Raw genomic sequence first — 18,141 nt, forward strand, 5'->3', positions numbered from 1 at the left:
CAGATAAGAAAGAGAGGAGTGTGAACTATGGTTAATGTGGAGCCAATTATAATTGATAATTATACGTTTATTGCGGTTAGCGTGAAACTTCCAAAGACGAATTTGCTAGCTGTAATGAGCGATAAAGGATATATTATGTGTGGTGCATTAGATGTAGGTCTTTTAAATGAGAAATTAGGTGATCGAGGAATTATTGCTGGCCGTGCGGTTGGTGTAAGAACGATTGAACAACTTCTTGAAGCGCCACTAGAATCGGTAACGACTGGAGCTGAAGCGTTAGGCATTCCAGTAGGAACGATTGGAAAAGAAGCATTATTAAAAATGAGATAAGCATATATCGTCCCTCCTTCTTGCATAGAAATGATATAAGAAGGAGGTTTTTTTATGAGTATATTTCGCTCGAAAAACTCGCGGTTTCGAAGGGGACCTATTGCCTTTCGGTATATACTGCTTATGTCGTTTATTCTTTTTGTTATATTACTTACGCAAGGGTTGTGGATTGTGAATAATAGTATTCAGCCGACCTTAATTAAATATGGGGAAGTAGAGACACATAAAATGGCGACAGCAATTATGACGAAGGCGGTAAAGGATAGAATTAATGAAGGATTCGATGTCGATTCATTAATGAAAGTACAGAATGATAAAAACGGAAAAGTATCCACAATTAATTTAAATACGAAGCAAGTAAATGAAATCGTAACGTCAACGACCACGTACATAGAAAAATATTTGCAACAAGTAGAACAAGGGAAGTTGAAGGAGCTAGGTATTTCTGAAAAAAACGGGGCGACTATGGCAGTTCCTTTTGGGCGTGTAACTGATAATACACTTCTTGGTAATATAGGACCAGATATTCCGATTCATTTCACGCCAATTGGGCATGTGAATACAGATATTAAACAAAAAATTGAGCCGCATGGAATTAATACTACAGCGATTCAAATTGTTATGGAAATGGAAGTAACATTGCAAGTAATTATTCCATTTCATACGAAAGAGATAACTGTGAAACAAAATGTTCCGATTGCGACGCGTATCGTTCAAGGGGAAGTGCCTACGTATTATGGAAGCGGAAGTGTTGCTGTACCTGATAAAAAGAAAACAGATAGTTAGTTGCATATAAAGTAAAACTCGGCTGAGCCGGGCTTTTACTGGATAAAAAATAACCGTAGCAATGCAGCTACGGTTATCTTTTTGTATTTGCTCGTTCTTTGCGTTCCCAAAGGCTTAAATGCATGTATGGATCGAAGGCCCATTCTGTATAGCCATTGTCTTTATATATGCCAAAATGTAAGTGGGGTGGGAATTTTCCGGCTGTACCAGGAGGTCCATAACCAGTGCTACCAACAAATCCAATTACTTTTCCTGGCTCAACAATTTGTCCAAGCTGTATTTCTTTTGAGAACCCGCCTAAATGAGCGTAATAATGGTAATTATTATGAAGGTCACGAATACCAATGCGCCATCCACCAAGGCGGTTCCAGCCTTTTGTTTCAATAATGCCATAGCAAGTCGATCTTACTGGCACGCCATATCCGGCGAAAATATCGGTTCCTTCATGAATTCGTCTTCCGCCAAAACTTCTTCCAGCGCCGAAAGTACTACGGTAGCTATGGTCACTACGAATCGGAAGAGGAAAAGCATTTCCTTCTAAATTAATACGTCCATAATGTTTATAAATTTGGGCGTACTCGCTAATTAAATCAACTGTTTTTGCACGTCTATAATATTCCCAAAGCATAATTTTAATACGGTCTTCTGACGTTCCTTGTTTCCTTAAAATAGTCGCTGCAGTATGCAGAAGATCACGGTCGCTATTTGCATTTGCAAATCCATCTTTGTCACCATCTAAACCTATTCCGCCAAATAGAGAAATTGTATGGGGGAGAGTATCGTTACTATTAACAGGTCCAGCCCATATTTCTGGTTTGAAATAAAGGGAAATGATGGCATCTGGTTTTTTTGGAATATCTTTTCTTACGCTCCGTATATTTCTTTCATATTGATCCATTGCAGCTAAGTAATACCATGGAATGCCTGAAGATTGCTCGGTTTCTTTATATAGTGCCATGCGCTTTTCGTATATGCTTTGCTGATTATCTTCACCGTAAGCGATGTTTTGGTGTAGAAGAAAACAAATAGAAAGCAAAAGAGAAATTTTTCGAAGCATGAAATAGACTCCTTTCACAACATCACTCTTTTTAGTGTGGGATATACGGAGTATTTCATTATAGGGAACGATTGGAAAAAATCTTAGAATCTTCATTTGAGCAAATCGCTTTCATACGTTAGAATAGATATGTTACATTGAAAGAAGCGAACACGGTAAACTATTTCATATTGTGCGGAGTTGATAACCATGACAAAACAAACAGAATATAAGCGCAAGCCCGAATGGTTGAAAATTAAGTTAAACACGAATGAAAACTATACAGGCTTAAAGAAAATGATGCGTTCTAAGAATCTTCATACCGTTTGTGAAGAGGCAAAATGTCCGAATATTCATGAATGCTGGGCTGTAAGAAAAACAGCAACATTTATGATTTTAGGTGCGGTTTGTACACGTGCTTGTCGTTTTTGTGCGGTTAAAACAGGCTTACCAACTGAGCTTGATTTACAAGAACCAGAACGCGTAGCAGATTCAGTAGTACAAATGGGCTTAAAGCACGTTGTTATAACAGCGGTTGCACGTGATGATTTAAAGGACGGCGGAGCAGCTGTTTTTGCTGAAACAGTACGAGCAGTACGTCGTAAAAACCCATTCACGTCTATCGAAGTATTACCATCTGATATGGCTGGGGTAGAAGAAAACTTAAAAATGTTAATGGATGCAAAACCAGATATTTTAAACCATAACATTGAAACAGTACGTCGATTATCTAACCGAGTTCGCGCTAGAGCAAAGTATGACCGTTCATTAGAGTTTTTACGTCGAGCAAAAGAAATGCAGCCTGATATTCCAACTAAATCGAGCATTATGGTCGGCTTAGGTGAAACAAGAGAAGATTTAATTGAAGCAATGGATGACTTACGTGCAAACAATGTGGATATTTTAACTCTTGGACAATATTTACAACCATCTAAGAAGCATTTACCAGTTATTAAATATTATCCACCAGCAGAATTTGCAGAGCTTAAAGAAATTGCACTTAGCAAAGGATTTAGCCACTGTGAAGCTGGCCCACTTGTGCGTTCTTCTTACCATGCGGACGAGCAAGTACGTTCTGCAAAAGAAAAAACAGCAGAAGCTAAATAATGAAAAAAGAGAGCTAACGATCAGCTCTCTTTTTGTTTGTACTCTAAAACGGTATTTGTACATGTTAATAAAATCTTTTTTAATTCTTCTGTGGATAATTCAATTGTAAATTCAGGTACACCAGGTGTAATTAAAATTTTATCGTACGTATAAATAGCGTTATCCACAATAATTGTTACATCGTGTGAATATCCGAAAGGAGCCACACATCCCGGCGTACAACCAGTTTTGTCTCGTAGTTCATCAGGAGAACAGAGAGATAAGCGTTCTCCTGTTAGTTCTTTCATCTCTCCCCGGTTGAGCCTTGTGCCCTCTAACGTAAAAAATACGTAATAATCTCCAGACTTTGATTTTAAAAATAAGCTTTTACTTGGAGTGCCTTGTAAGCCAAGTCTCTCGCGTACGATCCGATCCGTCTCATAATCGAGTACTGGTTCGTGTTCGAATTTTTCATAAGAAACATTTGTTTTATGTAGTAAAGCAAGTACGTCTTCGTACATATGAAATGATACCCCTTTCTATTGTTAGAACAGTCTCTTCTCGTGGCGTCAACTGAATGTTTTGGAAAGGGATATTACTTGGACAATGCTTCCCATAAGCGTGTTATGATACATTGTTCGTCGATTGTAATTTCGTAAATATCAGGATTCGTTAAAGTTCTCCATTCATTAAAGCCAATCGTATGATCAAAATGCTTTAAAATGAGCGTAAGTAAATTGCCATGTGTAACAAGTAGTGTTGTCGTATGGTTTAATTGTAAAACGTCTTGAATAAGCGATATGGCACGGTCTGTTGCTTGTTTTGTTGACTCTCCGCCTGAAAAGGCAATATCTATATTCGTAAAAGTGGATTCTAGTTTTTGCATCCAATCATTCATTGGAACGTTACTCAATATGCGTTCAGTTAATCGTTCATCTTCTTGGATAGATAAGTTAGCTTGGAGTGCATAGGGCCGAATGGAATCGATAGCTCGGACAAATGGGCTTGAAATAATATAATCGATTTGTAGAGTATTTTCTAAGAGGAATGTAGCAAGGGTATTTGCTTGGTCTTTTCCATCGGTCGTTAATTCAGCATCACATTCCTGCCCAGTTGCTGAACAATGTCGTATTAAAATAATTTTCTTCATAATTCATCCCCATCTTTCAAGTTGACGCTATATACTTCGACAAATGTGGAAATAATTCCTTTTTATTGGAAACAGCATATGGATTTAAATATGTGGAAAAGTAATGTGGATAATAAAAAATTGAGGTGCAATGATGAAAAAAATGATATGTATCGTATTCATTATTTGTTTTCTTGCGCAATTGTCCACAACATATGCAGAATCCAACCGAAAACTAAATTATCCAAGCAATCAAAATAAGTCATTTGTGAGTGGGGATGTTTTTTATAAACAGTTAGATAAGAAAATTTATAAAGAGTACAAAAATGCAGCATATAGTGTTCGTAAAAAAATTTCATTTAAAGAAGTGGCTGATGAGGAATTTTCTTTCCTGCAAAAAACAGCTGTCGGTTGTCGAAGTAGAGTGGTGCTTCAAGATTTTTTTGTTCACCCTGATCGCCAAGTTTATTTTTTCGCTTCTTTTACTCAAAATGAAGTAGAAGCGTTTCATAAGTACATCGTTATAGATGCAGAAACAAAGAGGGAGCTGCAAGAGGGCAAAAGTTATCATCCATATAAAAAATAAACCACCAATTTTGGTGGTTTATTTTTTACTCCGGTACACTCATTAATTTCTCTTTCATTTTGCGAATAAGAACGACAGCGCCAATTGTACACAGAAGTGTAATTCCTTCGGCAACGAAGATGTTGATTGTTTTTGTTTGGTAAAGTGCCGCGAAAAAGTCTACAAATGCGTGGAATAGTATAGCGTATACTAGGAAGATGTATTTCTTCTGTTTTACTGCGTATAAAACAAGCATTGTAAAGGCGATTTGAAGCACGAGTGCCATAATTCTTTCTAAGCTACCAAGGAAGTATAAGTAGGCAGGTTGCTGAATTAACATGTCCTGTAAAATACTGAGCTCGGGTTTTTGTTCAATCAGTCGAGAGAAGCTACCATCGTTAATAGAATTAGCAAAAATTAATGCTTGTAATGCAGAAAAACCGCCAATTAAAATAGATTCAATTCCGCCGTGACCAATTCCATAAGCGAAGCCATCTTTATATTCTAGATATTTTTTTAGTAAGAAGAAGAAGGCAACGAAGCGTCCTAATTCTTCAAAAATACCAGCAGTCAATCCGCCATAAATTGCGAAGACAAACGGATTTTCTAAAAATGGAGCGATTGTTGGATTACCGCGCATAAATAGGTGGAATGGTGTTTCAAGAATTTGGGTGAATCCGATAAAGATAAGAACACCAACGCCGACTACTTTCCAATTAATATTATATTTTTTACGGAAATAAACGAGTACGATAATTGGGACCAGAATCGAGACAATGAGTTGAAAAATGATGCTGGCAATTACAGTATTTGAAACCATACTTTCACCGCTTTCTAATATATGTACATATCTATTATGCATGAAATAGGGGAGAGATGAAACTTTTAGAAAGAAAATGAATTTACTTATTGACTCTAACGTTGCGTCATACTTTATCGTATGTACTAAGGGGGAGATACAAATGACAATGAGAGTAAAAGAAGTAGCTGATTTAGTTGGAATTAGTGTGCGCACACTGCATCATTACGATGAAATTGGGTTGTTAACCCCAGACGAGACGACAGAGTCTGGATATCGTCTGTATTCCAATGAGAATTTAGAGACATTGCAGCAAATTTTGTTTTTTAAAGAGCTTGGCTTCCCTTTGAAGAAAATTAAAGAGATTATCATGAGTCCATCATTTGATCGCGAAGAGGCACTACAGCTTCATAAGAAGATGCTTCTTGAAAAGCGTGCCAGATTAGATAAGGTGATTGCGACGATTGATAAAACAATTCAGCATACAAAAGGAGAGATTGAAATGACGAATAAAGAGAAATTTGAAGGATTCGATTTCAGCCATAACCCATATGAAGAAGAAGCACGTGAAAAATGGGGAGATGCAGCTGTAGATAAAGCGAACGAATATGCAAAAGGTATGTCAAAAGAGAACCAAGAGGAGTTTAATGCTATTTATAGAAATTTAGCAACGCTTAGACATGATGCACCAGATTCTAAAGAGGCGCAGGCAGCTATCAAAGTATGGTACGATTACTTGCAAAACTTTAGTCACTATTCATTAGACGCTTTTAAGGGACTCGGTCAAATGTACGTCGCTGATGAGCGCTTCACGAAAAATATCGATAAGTTTGGCGAGGGGTTAGCGCAGTTTATGTGTGATGCGATGGAGATTTATGCGGATCGTAATAAAAAATAAAAAGTAAAACAGGTGGAGGTTCTCTCCACCTGTTTTACTTTTTAATCATATTATTTAAAGTCTGATCCCCCGTATTGTTCAAATGAGGATTTTTACTCATTTCACGTTTTAGCATATCGAGGCTTTGCGTATATTCTGTATCATTTAATGCGCCAGATTGAAGACCTTGAATTTGGGAAATCAACTTTTGGTCTGTTGATACATATGCTTTATAATAGCGAGGGACGATGGACAAAGCAGCTCTATATACTTGATCCGCTACGAGTTTTGGATCCGTTGTGTTTGCACGGTATACAACAAATACTTCATCATCGGTAACGAGTGTAGCAGCGTTTGTAACGTCAGGAAGTTTGACTGTCATGCTTGTAATCATTTCAGCGACTTTCTCGCGATTAATGGCCCCTACTTGTTTGTTAGATACTTCATGCTTTTGTTTAGAAGAATAACCGACTCTTGTGAGTCTTGTATTTGTATTTTCCGTATGATACATGTCGTTTTTATTGGAAACAAGAACACGGCTTCCTTCTTCACGTTCCATTTCAGCTTTGTTCGCTGATTGGCAGCCTGCAAATAAGGAAAGAGTGAGAAGGGAAAGTAAAATTTGTTTTTTCACGATGTATCACCTCCTTCTCCATAGCATGTACTAATTTGCAATTTTTTGTATTTGAAATTGTTGGTTGTTATGCTTTGTGATACGATAAAAAGAAGAATGCTTAGAGAGGAAGTTAATGATGGAGCAAAAGCAAGAGCAAGAGATTCATGCTACGGTGAGCATTAATAATGTTCAGTACGAAGTAATTAAAAACTTTCGTGACGGTTTTAGTGAAGAAGCATTTAAAGAGCGCTATGCAGAAATTTTAAATAAATATGATTATATCGTTGGAGACTGGGGATATGAGCAACTTAGACTGCGAGGATTCTTTGATGATAGTAACCAACGTGCGACGTATGATACGAAAATTAGTACGTTAACGGAGTATTTATACGAGTACTGTAACTTCGGTTGTGCACATTTTGTATTACGAAAAGTGAAGAAGTAAAAAAATCCTCTTACGATTGTAAGAGGATTTTTTCATAGCAGTTATACCAATTGTGAGGAGGCTGTTTACTTGAAAAGTAAACAGCACCTCGGCAAATATAATGATTCTTTTCATACAAACGTAATGAAACAGGATTGCCAGTGAAAGCATCTAATCGTATGCCGGTATAGTTTTTTCGTTTCGCTTCACTTTCCCAAAAGGATAAAAGTACTTTGCTATATCCTTTTCCTTGGGCGAAAGGATGGATGACGAAAGAGTGGACGATAAGAAAACATCCATCTGTTTCTGACCAATCAATAAGCGCGTATTCGGGAGATTGCCATTCGTTCAATACAACAGCACCAACAAGCGAATCATGCTCAAATAGGCAATAGAGTTCACCTTGTTCTAAGTGATAGGAAATATGTTCTCGAGTCGGATATGAATCATCCCATTGATAAATTTTCTTTTGTAAGAGTGCTTTTTTACATTCTGTATACATTGCATCTAATTCGTCTAATAAATTCATCGTACCTTTTCTCACATTTAGCATGAAACTCCCCCTTATAAACAAATTGAAATAGAATCGCCTTCAGAAAGTATTGCATTTGGTTTCATTTGTTGTCCATTTAATTGAATATCCCCATTTTTAATTTTATCCACAATGCGTGTACGGCTCCAGTCGGAAATATATGTGGATAAGGCTTTATCAATGCGGTGGGAACCGAAAACGATATCTAATACGATCGTGATTTCGGCTATGCCACTTTCTTTATGTTGCGTAATGGAAATGGTAGTAGTTGTTTCTGGTTGATCTTGCTGAGTCATATCAATCGTTTCAACGTGATCAGTAAATGATTTATAAATATGCAGTTTTTGATTCCACGTATGATCTTTCGAACATTTATAAATGGCAAAGCGGTATATGTTTTTTCCATTGGCGTTATGCCTACGAATATTCGTATCAGTAAATAGGGTAGTACGTCCGCAATTTTTACAATATTTTTCGATTGTGTGTTGCTGATTTTCATATAAACTCCAAGAAAGTTGTACTTTCTGCATTTTCCTTCACCTCTTATAGTAGTGGCAAAGAAACGTAATACAGCTATTTGGATGTCTTGTAGTATGAAGACATGAGAAAAAGACAAAAATAAAAGGAGGTTCCCCAAAGAGGAACCTCCGTAAACATCATACTACAGATGCAATACGTTCCTTTGTAATGGGAATGGGCAGACTACTCCCTTGAAAAAGCACGGTGCTTTTTTGAGAGTAATGCTATCCAATTGCTGGTCCATTACAAAGTAGTTGTTGGCATACGTAGATAACGTCCTTTCTATCCAAATAGATTTATTCTTAATTATAACACAAAAGATTGAAAATTCGAAACTCTTATAGCGGAAAAACACCAGCTAAAATAGCTGGTGCATACGATAAATTATATAAGTTCAAATAAAAATGAGCGTAATTCTTCTGCAATTTCTTCAGTCATAGAAAATGCGTGCTCTAAGTAGCCTGGTTCGTTTAAATCGTCAGCACCGATAATTGCAAATTTATTACTTTGCATATCAAGTACAATTGTTTTACCGTAATGACGATCGGAGTATAAAAGCGCTAAATCATGACGCTCATTTTCTCCCATAAAGCTAACGAAACGAGTTTTTGTAGCGACAGTGTCGTCGTACAGAAAGAAACGTTCTTCCATACACATGGCTCCTTTATTAAATATCTAAGTTTAAGTGTGGTTTATGATCTAAATGGTGATGCGTTTTAATGAATCGTACTGTTCTTGTTTTGTAACGCATTACGATAGAGTATGTTTCAGCTAAATCTCCGCCAAGGAATTTAACACCGTCTAATAACTCACCAGCAGATACACCAGTTGCTGAGAAGATTGCATCATCCCCAGATACTAAGTCATCTAACATAAGAAGTTGACGAGGGTCTTCTAATCCCATTTCACGACAACGAGCTTCTTCTTCTTCGTTCATTGGAACTAAGCGAGCTTGCATTTCACCTTCAAGGCACTTTAATGCTGCTGCAGAAATAACACCTTCTGGAGCTCCGCCAATACCTACGAATAAGTCGATACCCGTTCCAGGTAGTGCTGTTGCGATTGACGCACCAACATCACCGTCACCAAATAATTTTACGCGTGCACCTTTTGCACGAACACGGTCAATAATATCTTGATGACGTTCACGTTCTTGAACGATAACCGTTAGGTCACGAATCTTTTTATTGTTAGCTTCTGCTACAATTTCAATTGTTTTTTCAATTGGATCATCTAAGCTAATTTTACCAGCTGCTTTTGGACCAACCGCGATTTTTTCCATGTACATATCAGGAGCATGAAGAAGGTTCCCTTTGTCTGCGATTGCAATAACTGCCATTGCATTTGCAAGACCTTTTGCAACGATGTTTGTACCTTCTAATGGATCAACGGCGATGTCTACTTCCGGACCGTTACCTGTTCCTAGTTCTTCACCAATATACAACATCGGTGCTTCATCAAGTTCTCCTTCACCAATTACAACTGTACCTGCCATGTTTACTGAATCGAACATATCACGCATTGCTGTAGTTGCTGCATCATCTGCTTCATTTTTCTTTCCGCGGCCCATCCACTGTGCGGATGCTAAGGCTGCTGCTTCTGTTACACGGACAATTTCTAGTGCGAGTTCACGTTCCAAGATTCCATTCCTCCAATTTCAAAAATCATACAAATATAACTATAACAAATAACGGAGAAAAGGTGAATTCGAAAAATTGTCGATTTTTTCAGAAGAAAGCGTTACAATTAAAATGTAAATGCTTTAATTTCCAGGTAGGTGACATTCATGTATTTTGTAGACAGAAAGAAAATAGAACAAATGCTAGTATGTTTAGAACGAGCAACAAGTACATTTCAAGAGAAAAAGATATATGAAACCGAGTTTGAATTTTACGCATTAGAGCGCATAGCCCATCTTATTATTGATACTGTATTAGATGTAGGAAATGCGATGATCGATGGATTTATTATGCGCGATCCAGGAAGCTATGAAGATATTATTGATATTTTAATGGACGAGCGAGTGATAAGTGAAGAAGATGGCCAAGGGATGAAAGAAATTATCCTTCTTCGAAAAATGCTTACGCAAGATTATATTCAAATGAATCATGATGAATTATATAAGACGATTCAAAAACATATTGCAGTGGTGGAAAAGTACCCAGCAAATATTCGCAGTTATTTAGAAAAGGAATTAGGACCTGTATCTGCATTTGTACCAGAATAATTATGCTTATAAGATCCCCAGAGAATACCTTTTGGGGATCTTATATTGTATGTGAGAAAGAAAAGGGAGAAGGGTGAAGTATGGGGGAAGCACGTACTACGAAAGACGAGATTGTACAATTGTTGAAAGTAAAGGGAGAGCACACAGTAGCTGAACTAGCTGACGTTTTAGAGATTACAGAAATGGCAATCAGAAGACATTTAAGTAATCTTGAGAAAGACGGACTCATTTATTCTAAGATGGTAAGGCAACATGTCGGAAGACCAACTTATTTGTATGGATTAAGTGAAAAGGGAGAAGATACATTCCCGAAAGAGTATAAGCAATTTGCGATTGATATGCTAGAAGATTTAGCTCGAATGGGCGATGAAAAAATACTTCGTTACGTTTTAAAAGAGAGAACGAAGCGAATGGAAGAACAGTTGCAAAAGAGAGTAAGTAATCAAAAGAATTTAGCATATAAAGTGCAAGAGATAGCAGCTATGCAAGAGAAAAATGGTTATATGGTTCAAATAAAGAGAGATGGAGAGAACTCTTTCGTAATTGAAAAACAAAACTGTCCGTTAAAAGAAATTGCAGAGAGATTCCCGCAAGTATGTGAAGATGAAAAAGAGATGTATAAGCGTTTATTTACGAACGCAGATGTGAAAACGCTAGCAAACATGTGCGAGGGCGATTGTAGTTGTTCTTACCAAATAAAAGAGAAAAAATGAACGTTATGGGGCGCTTTAAGGTAAAGCGTTTTTTTCTTTGGAAAAAGCGGGTAATATAAGAGTGGTATGATAGGTGAGAACGTTAGCATAGAAGGAGAGACATAATGATGTATAAAGGTTACTTAATTGACTTAGACGGTACGATGTATCGCGGAGAAGAACAAATTGAAGAAGCGAGCGACTTCGTAAAAGCTTTAGGAGAGCGCGGCATTCCTTATTTATTCGTTACGAATAACTCAACGCGTAAACCAGAACAAGTGGCAGAAAAACTTGTTCGTTTCGATATTCCAGCGAAAGCAGAGCAAGTATTCACAACGAGTATGGCGACTGCGAACTTCATTTATGAACGTAAACAAGATGCAACTGTATATATGATTGGTGAAGAAGGCTTACACGATGCACTTGTGGAAAAAGGATTTGAACTTGTGGATGAAAATCCTGATTTCGTTGTTGTTGGTTTAGATCGTGACATCACATATGAAAAGTTAGCAAAAGCGTGCCTTGCTGTGCGTAACGGTGCAACGTTTATTTCCACAAATGGGGACATTGCCATCCCAACTGAGCGCGGGTTATTACCAGGTAACGGTTCATTAACATCGGTTGTAGCAGTATCGACAGGTGTGGATCCAATCTTTATCGGAAAACCAGAATCAATCATTATGGAACAAGCTTTAAAAGTTCTTGGTATAGGAAAAGATGAAGCATTAATGGTTGGGGATAACTATGATACAGACATTTTAGCAGGAGTAAATGCTGGTATGCATACGCTTCTTGTCCACACTGGAGTCACAACTGTGGAGAAGTTAACAGAATACGAAGTTCAACCGACGCAAGTTGTGCATAACTTGACGGAGTGGATTGAGAAGATGTAATGAAAAAAGCTGTTCCAAACTTTGGAACAGCTTTTTTTATTTCGTTGTGACTAGTGTCGATTTTTGTCGGTAAGTCGATATATTTGAAAAATCGCCGATATAATCTGAGTTACGCCGATATATTTAGAAAATCGCTGATATAATTTTATTAGAATGCACGATTCACAACGTCTTTTACTTCTTCAAGATATTGTTTACGCACATCATTATCCACAGAAGGGACACTTGTATAGAATGTATGCTCAAGTGTTTCAATACCTGTGAATTCAAAAATACCAACATCCGCTGTTTTCTTCATTGCATCAAACATGCCGCCTGCTGTGTATGCCTCTTTCGTATTGCCCATTGTAGATAATAACAATCCTTTTTTACCGCTTAATAACTTTTCAATGCCGTTTTCAACGTAAGCATAAGCAAATCCATGGCTAAACACACGGTCAACGTATCCTTTTAAAATAGCAGGAAGTCCCGCCCACCACACTGGATAAATGAATGTAATGCTATCAGCCCAAGAGATATGCTCTTGTTCTTCTTTAATATCTTCGGGTGTGTTTCCTTGAGAAAATGAGATGAAATCGGAAGCGCTTAATACTGGATTGAAGTTTAATTCGTATAGATCGCGAACGCGTACTTCATGACCTTTTTCTTCTAATTCACGTTTTACCGTTTCTAAAATCGCATGGTTGAAGCTTTCTGTATTTGGGTGTGCATAAACGATTACATGTTTCATTGTTCTTCCTCCTATTTGTGGATATGTGAATAGCTATTTGTATATCTGTAACTACTATGGTTACTACTTTTATAGAAGTCAAGTAATACATATGTATGTATAAAAAGACGCTCGAAAATCGCCTTTTTATACCCCGCTCATACAAAGTACAAAGAAGACGAATAAAATGATAACAATACCAATGCCAAAGTTAAATACGAGAGTACTATCCATATATGTAGCCTCCTTGTTTGAAAGTAAAAAGCACTCTAGTTAAGAGTGCTTTTTTTATTTTGAATCTACTTTATAACTTTTAGAAAGTGATTCATGCGTGTAATGATTTACATTATTTTATGTATTTATACTTTGAAATGAGTAAGTCCTTGTTGGATATAGAAAAAAAGACACTCGTTCGAGTGTCTTTTAAGATGACAAAATGTGCCAATTGCTTGAGGTTGATAAGACGCTAATTTCCGTGTTAACGCCTTTTCTTTAATCAAGAAGTGTAGCAACAGCGATTCAAATAAATTGTACCATCTGTTTAATCGCGGTGCGTATGCAATTGTGCATATTATGATCATGAGGTAGGTAATGAACTGTGAATAATTTGAAGTGATTTATTTACGATTTCTTCTGCGGCATATATGCCGATTGCGTCTGTTTTTAAAATATGGGGTTGTAAGTTATCATGCATTGCCCCTAACTCACCATGAAGTGGTGCGAAGGCATGGTTCGCCTTTTCAAGCATGCATAAATCAAGTAAAGAATCCCCAGCTGTAATAATCGTATCTATTTGCAAAATTTCTTTTATATATTGCACGGCGTCCCATTTATTAATTGGTTTTGGTACAAAGTATAGCTTTCTACCTTGAAGTGAATGATTCCAGCCTTGTTTGTCTAACCAGGAAGTGAAGGATGATAATTCATCATAAGGAATGTTCTCCCGTTTAATAATGCAATAATGGAATAGATCATCAGCTGTTTTTTGTGATATAACCCAATCTTTATGAGCTATTTGTCCAAATTCCTTTAGTATGTCGTTTCTCTCTATACATTCAACCGATAGTCTTTCTTTTACTGTCCTGTTCCAAGTACCATCTTGTTTCCCGTTATGAAGGATATTGCCGCCGTTACTTGTAATGGCGTATTCGGGAATGATTTCGTTTTGGAATAAAGCAATACGCTGAAACTGCTCAATAGTTCTTGTTGTAACTGGGATGAAATGTGAGTGCAGTTGTAATTTTTTTAGTAGTGAAATGGTTTTATGTGATATGAAAGAAATTTCTTTTCCATCTAAAGTTTCAATGAGTTGAATTGATTCATCTTCTATAGGGGCACGAAACGATTTCCGGGAATAAATAAGCGTTTGATCAAGATCACTGGCGAAAATCATATTGTTTCCTTCCTAAGAGGCTTAATGAGCCCGCAACATGAATAAGCCATATTCTCATAGATTTCAATAGGGACATTCTTTTCTTTAGCGAGAAGTAAAATATGCTTTAAATCGGGATTGTTTTGCTGGCGTATTAAAATTTTCCACGGTATTCTCCGGAGTAATACGCGAGTTGTTTCACCGACTCCTGGCTTAATTAAGTTAATATCGTCAATTTTAAAGTGATTTTGGATAGACTGTATATCTTTTAATCCTTGCCAAGATGGATCAGTGTAAGTTGAAGTAATATAACGTAATTGATTATCTATATGAGAATGAACAGAAGGGAATAAATCTGTTACCTCATCAACGAAGAAATTTGATAAGTCTTCTTGTTCTAGCTCTTTATAATATTTAACACCATGAAAATCATTTGGACCGATATAGGTGTCATTTAGTACAGTGCGGCTAATTAGTCCAGAGACTGTTGCATTTAAGCAAGCGCTAGGAATAAGAAAATCTTCACGTGTACCGTAAATTGAAGTACAGTAACCGGGATCAGCAAGCACAGCCATACAATGAGAAATGTGTGTATTATTTCGTTCGTTAAATGTGTGTACTGCATATTCTAATTCTTTTTTTATTGCACCTTTCCCAGTCCATCCATCAATGAATTGAATTGTTTCTTTAGGGTGATGTTCTAAAATATAATGGAGTGCATTTTCATCAATACCGCGTCCGCGAACAATTGAAATACAATAGTGAGGTACATCAAGGTTGTATTGATAGCGTATGTAGCGTTTGATAAGAATGCCAATAGGTGTACCAGCACGAGCTAATGAAACGAGGACAAGGTTAGTTCCTTTAGTTTGTATAATCTGTTCGGCGACAACTCCAACAGCGATGGCTAGTTTGTGTTTGTATTGTTGCAGGGAAGAAAAGAATAAATCCATATACGCTTTAGATGGCTTATATTCCATTGGTAACATTTCGGAATAATGTGTGCCAGCTTGAATTGCTTGTTCTCTAGTTTCCGTGGAACTTTCTTTCATTAAATCACTAATATCTTTTAATAGAAAAATAGCATCATTTGGATTGTAACTACTAATATGAGAATTTACTTTTACCATAATTATCAACCTTCCTTTTCTATACTATTTGAAAATGAGACGATATGAATAAAGGGAATAACTGTTTGTAACTGCTGTAGAAGAGGAAACAGGGCTTTTTCTCCTAAATCACGCTCAATAAAAACAAATACTTCATCGTAATCATGAGGTGAAATATTATAAAAGTAATTTGTAATAGTAGAATCTTCAGGACTTGGATATGAGAAATGATTATGAATGGCATAGTTCACATCATTTGAAACAGGATGGATAGGGCTTCTTGTTGTAGATTGATATAAAATATTTTCACCCATTTCAGCAGCAATTTTCATTGGGATATACATAAATTCACCCGTTCCGAGACAGAGTGTTCGTTTTCCAACTCTTTCTCTTTTTAAAGCTTTTCCTGCTTCTTGAGCGAAAGAATAAATGTGCTTTTGTTCATATGCTGAAATGCCAAATCGCCCAGTATATTTTATATAATTTGATGTATAGGGTGATTTTGGGCAGGTAAGGATATGCTTTTTGAAATCAGGTTTTATTTCTTTAATTTGAATATCTGTTTTTGCAATATTTAATGGTTGGCCAGTTGTATGAATACTGCCTTCTAATAAAGAAATAACATGAATCTTAATTTGAAGTTCTTCTTCTAATTGTTTAAATTGTTTTCTATTAGTATGAGAACGCCAGTCTAATAAAGAAGCAATTATATATTCTCCTCTTGGGAATTTATTTTGAATAGATCTAATAATATTTAATGCTGTTTTTCCTGTTGTCATCTCATCATCTACGAGAACAATTGGATTGTTATTTTGAAAAAAGCTTTCATCTACATAACAACGGTGCGATGTTGCATGAGAATGTTCTTCCTCAAATGTAATGACAGATTCTAGGTGGGGTATCGATTCCCTAGTTGTATGCACATACTTTGCATTTTGAAAGCATTGAAACATAGAATGACCAAGTGCTGTCGCTGTTTCAGCGAATCCGATGAACAAAACTTCTTCTTGCAGAGGATATTGATAACGAAATACTTCCTCTGGGATTTCATCAATTTCTAATGAAATGAGATTTAAAATTTCTTTTTGAAATGGATGAGAAATATTATGTAGTATTTCCATATATCTTGCAGCGAGAGCAACTCCACTTGATAGGGAGACTGCAGGTTTAATAGGAAGATGCTTTCCAAGGATTGTACTCACAAATAAAAAACTACGTTTCTTATTTATTCTCGCAGCCATTTGAAAAAGCTTGTCTAGCGCTAAATTATATGGATTATCACGTACTTCTACATGGACTTGTATATTATTTAAAACGTTATACGTGTTGCTTTGCGTTTGTAATAAGGAGATCGGTGAATTGTTTGTTTTCATGTAGCACCCCGTAAATATTAGATTTTAAAATGGTTTTGCGAGCCCAGCCATAATGAGGTTTTACTTCATTCATTTTGTTAGAAAAACTGCTTTTTAGCACTCCATTATACGTATCTGCATTTTTTAAAATTGATCTCGCATCTAAATAATCTTCCATTGTGACAATGTGCATTGCCTGTACAACTTTAATATGAGATGGGTGAATAACTGTCTTACCGATTAATCCATTTGCATGGTCGAGTGATACCTCTTGGATGAGCCCTTCTTTATAATCATTAGAAAAATATTCCCATACACATCCTGAAATAATATATTCATTTGTTGCCCTTGAGAAAACGTTAATAATGTCCGAAATACAATCACGAACAACAGTAATATGATAGATAGGTGTGTATTTATTACGCCGAATACTAAATATACTTGAAAAATCAGTAGCACCAATACGTACATTTAAGATGTAATCGTGATAAGAATCTAGTAAATCCTTTATTTGTAATAATGATTCTGCCCGTGTTTCCTTATACATAATTTCGGGGGATTCTAAAATCGGCATGCCATATAGCGATAATGAGTATACCTCGTTTATATATGCAAGCTGATCGATATAAGTCTTTCCGTTAATCGGTGTGAATTTTGGAAAGACAAAACCACATAAACAATGAACAGCACTACCTAATTCAGTAACAATTGTCTTCAGTTGACTTGGCTGTCGAACTCTAATAAAAAGAAGCGGGATGTCTGCTTGATTTAGTATGTTGGCACTGACTAAGTTAGCGATTTGCTGTATTTGAACGACGATGTTTTGCTCTGCAAGTTTTACTTCCTCATCGCTGATAGCGTCCTCTAGACAAAGAATAATTGAGGTAGCATCCACATGTTTCTTTCTAATTATATCTTCCGCAATCGTTTCTTTCGTGCCAGGAGTATATAGTGTGGCGCCTAGTGCGTAAGCTAGTTGTTCTTTCCCTATATTTTTTGAAAAACTAAGAGGTTCTTTATAGAAAAAATTTTGCCGTTCTTCTAAGGAGAGGTAAGAAAAGTAATTCAAATTGTCACCACCTTATTTG

Annotated in this window: 23 protein-coding genes; 9 read left to right on the forward strand and 14 right to left on the reverse strand. The window is 36.5% G+C overall.

Features of this window, described 5'->3' with window-relative positions; all coding sequences use genetic code 11:
- Window positions 1-27: 27 nt before the first annotated feature.
- Both CQ064_RS13615 and yunB read left to right on the forward strand, forming a co-directional pair.
- On the forward strand, window positions 28-330 hold the full coding sequence (locus CQ064_RS13615) for a YunC family protein (RefSeq protein ID WP_000248467.1): 303 nt from the start codon (window positions 28-30) through the stop codon (window positions 328-330).
- 54 nt (window positions 331-384) lie between these two features.
- On the forward strand, window positions 385-1,116 hold the full coding sequence (gene yunB, locus CQ064_RS13620) for a sporulation protein YunB (protein WP_000021808.1): 732 nt from the start codon (window positions 385-387) through the stop codon (window positions 1,114-1,116).
- Window positions 1,117-1,189: 73 nt separating this feature from the next.
- Here yunB and CQ064_RS13625 read toward each other — a convergent pair whose 3' ends face one another.
- Complete coding sequence (locus tag CQ064_RS13625) at window positions 1,190-2,173, reverse strand: M23 family metallopeptidase (RefSeq protein WP_000944681.1); 984 nt, start codon at window positions 2,171-2,173, stop codon at window positions 1,190-1,192.
- A gap of 189 nt (window positions 2,174-2,362) precedes the next feature.
- Between CQ064_RS13625 and lipA the strand changes: the two genes are divergently transcribed.
- Window positions 2,363-3,259, forward strand: coding sequence for a lipoyl synthase (gene lipA, locus CQ064_RS13630; RefSeq protein WP_000166367.1), 897 nt, complete (start codon window positions 2,363-2,365; stop codon window positions 3,257-3,259).
- Between the two features lie 20 nt (window positions 3,260-3,279).
- On the opposite strand, the gene CQ064_RS13635 is transcribed toward lipA, so the two are convergent.
- Both CQ064_RS13635 and CQ064_RS13640 read right to left on the reverse strand, forming a co-directional pair.
- The gene (locus CQ064_RS13635) at window positions 3,280-3,759 is read right to left on the reverse strand and encodes a YbaK/EbsC family protein (RefSeq protein ID WP_000272748.1); all 480 of its coding nucleotides are present in this window, start codon (window positions 3,757-3,759) and stop codon (window positions 3,280-3,282) included.
- Window positions 3,760-3,833: 74 nt separating this feature from the next.
- The gene (locus CQ064_RS13640) at window positions 3,834-4,388 is read right to left on the reverse strand and encodes a histidine phosphatase family protein (protein ID WP_000720577.1); all 555 of its coding nucleotides are present in this window, start codon (window positions 4,386-4,388) and stop codon (window positions 3,834-3,836) included.
- 133 nt (window positions 4,389-4,521) lie between these two features.
- Between CQ064_RS13640 and CQ064_RS13645 the strand changes: the two genes are divergently transcribed.
- Window positions 4,522-4,953 (forward strand): hypothetical protein, encoded by a 432-nt coding sequence (locus tag CQ064_RS13645; RefSeq protein WP_000738182.1) that lies wholly within the window; start codon window positions 4,522-4,524, stop codon window positions 4,951-4,953.
- Between the two features lie 25 nt (window positions 4,954-4,978).
- Here the strand turns inward: CQ064_RS13645 and CQ064_RS13650 are convergent, their stop codons facing one another.
- The gene (locus CQ064_RS13650; protein WP_002094186.1) at window positions 4,979-5,794 is read right to left on the reverse strand and encodes a YhfC family intramembrane metalloprotease; all 816 of its coding nucleotides are present in this window, start codon (window positions 5,792-5,794) and stop codon (window positions 4,979-4,981) included.
- Between the two features lie 100 nt (window positions 5,795-5,894).
- Between CQ064_RS13650 and CQ064_RS13655 the strand changes: the two genes are divergently transcribed.
- The gene (locus tag CQ064_RS13655) at window positions 5,895-6,629 is read left to right on the forward strand and encodes a MerR family transcriptional regulator (RefSeq protein WP_000178777.1); all 735 of its coding nucleotides are present in this window, start codon (window positions 5,895-5,897) and stop codon (window positions 6,627-6,629) included.
- Between the two features lie 34 nt (window positions 6,630-6,663).
- Here CQ064_RS13655 and CQ064_RS13660 read toward each other — a convergent pair whose 3' ends face one another.
- Window positions 6,664-7,242, reverse strand: a complete 579-nt coding sequence (locus tag CQ064_RS13660; protein ID WP_000744133.1) for a YhcN/YlaJ family sporulation lipoprotein — start codon at window positions 7,240-7,242, stop codon at window positions 6,664-6,666.
- A gap of 115 nt (window positions 7,243-7,357) precedes the next feature.
- On the opposite strand from CQ064_RS13660, the gene CQ064_RS13665 reads away from it, so the two are divergent.
- On the forward strand, window positions 7,358-7,669 hold the full coding sequence (locus CQ064_RS13665) for a YutD family protein (protein WP_000970508.1): 312 nt from the start codon (window positions 7,358-7,360) through the stop codon (window positions 7,667-7,669).
- A 10-nt stretch (window positions 7,670-7,679) separates the two neighbouring features.
- On the opposite strand, the gene CQ064_RS13670 is transcribed toward CQ064_RS13665, so the two are convergent.
- The 4 genes from CQ064_RS13670 to glpX form a co-directional block, all read right to left on the reverse strand.
- Entirely contained in the window at window positions 7,680-8,201 is a 522-nt protein-coding gene (locus CQ064_RS13670; protein ID WP_000935794.1) for a GNAT family N-acetyltransferase, read from the reverse strand.
- A gap of 11 nt (window positions 8,202-8,212) precedes the next feature.
- A complete protein-coding gene (locus CQ064_RS13675; protein ID WP_001174587.1) occupies window positions 8,213-8,710 on the reverse strand; it encodes a hypothetical protein in 498 nt (165 codons plus the stop codon).
- Window positions 8,711-9,083: 373 nt separating this feature from the next.
- Window positions 9,084-9,350, reverse strand: a complete 267-nt coding sequence (locus CQ064_RS13685) for a DUF3055 domain-containing protein (protein WP_000392611.1) — start codon at window positions 9,348-9,350, stop codon at window positions 9,084-9,086.
- Between the two features lie 16 nt (window positions 9,351-9,366).
- Entirely contained in the window at window positions 9,367-10,338 is a 972-nt protein-coding gene (glpX, locus tag CQ064_RS13690; RefSeq protein WP_000439090.1) for a class II fructose-bisphosphatase, read from the reverse strand.
- Between the two features lie 147 nt (window positions 10,339-10,485).
- On the opposite strand from glpX, the gene CQ064_RS13695 reads away from it, so the two are divergent.
- From CQ064_RS13695 to CQ064_RS13705, 3 genes are all read left to right on the forward strand, one after another.
- Window positions 10,486-10,926 carry a DUF86 domain-containing protein gene (locus CQ064_RS13695; RefSeq protein ID WP_000274010.1) on the forward strand — a complete coding sequence of 147 codons (441 nt, stop codon included), beginning with the start codon at window positions 10,486-10,488 and terminating at the stop codon, window positions 10,924-10,926.
- An 80-nt stretch (window positions 10,927-11,006) separates the two neighbouring features.
- A complete protein-coding gene (locus tag CQ064_RS13700; RefSeq protein ID WP_000503347.1) occupies window positions 11,007-11,639 on the forward strand; it encodes a helix-turn-helix transcriptional regulator in 633 nt (210 codons plus the stop codon).
- A 107-nt stretch (window positions 11,640-11,746) separates the two neighbouring features.
- On the forward strand, window positions 11,747-12,511 hold the full coding sequence (locus tag CQ064_RS13705; RefSeq protein ID WP_000276470.1) for a TIGR01457 family HAD-type hydrolase: 765 nt from the start codon (window positions 11,747-11,749) through the stop codon (window positions 12,509-12,511).
- A gap of 148 nt (window positions 12,512-12,659) precedes the next feature.
- On the opposite strand, the gene CQ064_RS13710 is transcribed toward CQ064_RS13705, so the two are convergent.
- The 5 genes from CQ064_RS13710 to CQ064_RS13730 all read right to left on the reverse strand — a co-directional run bounded on the left by CQ064_RS13710 (window position 12,660) and on the right by CQ064_RS13730 (window position 18,122).
- Window positions 12,660-13,241: an NAD(P)H-dependent oxidoreductase gene (locus CQ064_RS13710; RefSeq protein ID WP_000683412.1), complete on the reverse strand. Its 582-nt coding sequence runs from the start codon at window positions 13,239-13,241 to the stop codon at window positions 12,660-12,662.
- A gap of 556 nt (window positions 13,242-13,797) precedes the next feature.
- A complete protein-coding gene (locus CQ064_RS33140) occupies window positions 13,798-14,613 on the reverse strand; it encodes an HAD family hydrolase (RefSeq protein ID WP_000575380.1) in 816 nt (271 codons plus the stop codon).
- A complete protein-coding gene (locus tag CQ064_RS13720) occupies window positions 14,610-15,722 on the reverse strand; it encodes a cysteine protease StiP family protein (RefSeq protein ID WP_000241506.1) in 1,113 nt (370 codons plus the stop codon). The genes CQ064_RS33140 and CQ064_RS13720 overlap by 4 nt, the downstream gene beginning before the upstream one ends.
- 5 nt (window positions 15,723-15,727) lie before the next feature.
- Window positions 15,728-17,074 carry a phosphoribosyltransferase family protein gene (locus tag CQ064_RS13725; RefSeq protein ID WP_000856291.1) on the reverse strand — a complete coding sequence of 449 codons (1,347 nt, stop codon included), beginning with the start codon at window positions 17,072-17,074 and terminating at the stop codon, window positions 15,728-15,730.
- Window positions 17,019-18,122, reverse strand: coding sequence for an HpcH/HpaI aldolase/citrate lyase family protein (locus CQ064_RS13730; RefSeq protein ID WP_001106075.1), 1,104 nt, complete (start codon window positions 18,120-18,122; stop codon window positions 17,019-17,021). The genes CQ064_RS13725 and CQ064_RS13730 overlap by 56 nt, the downstream gene beginning before the upstream one ends.
- Window positions 18,123-18,141 lie beyond the last annotated feature (19 nt).

The sequence above is a fragment of the Bacillus sp. MYb78 genome (genome assembly GCF_002975115.1).
In the GTDB taxonomy this organism is placed as follows: domain Bacteria; phylum Bacillota; class Bacilli; order Bacillales; family Bacillaceae_G; genus Bacillus_A; species Bacillus_A cereus.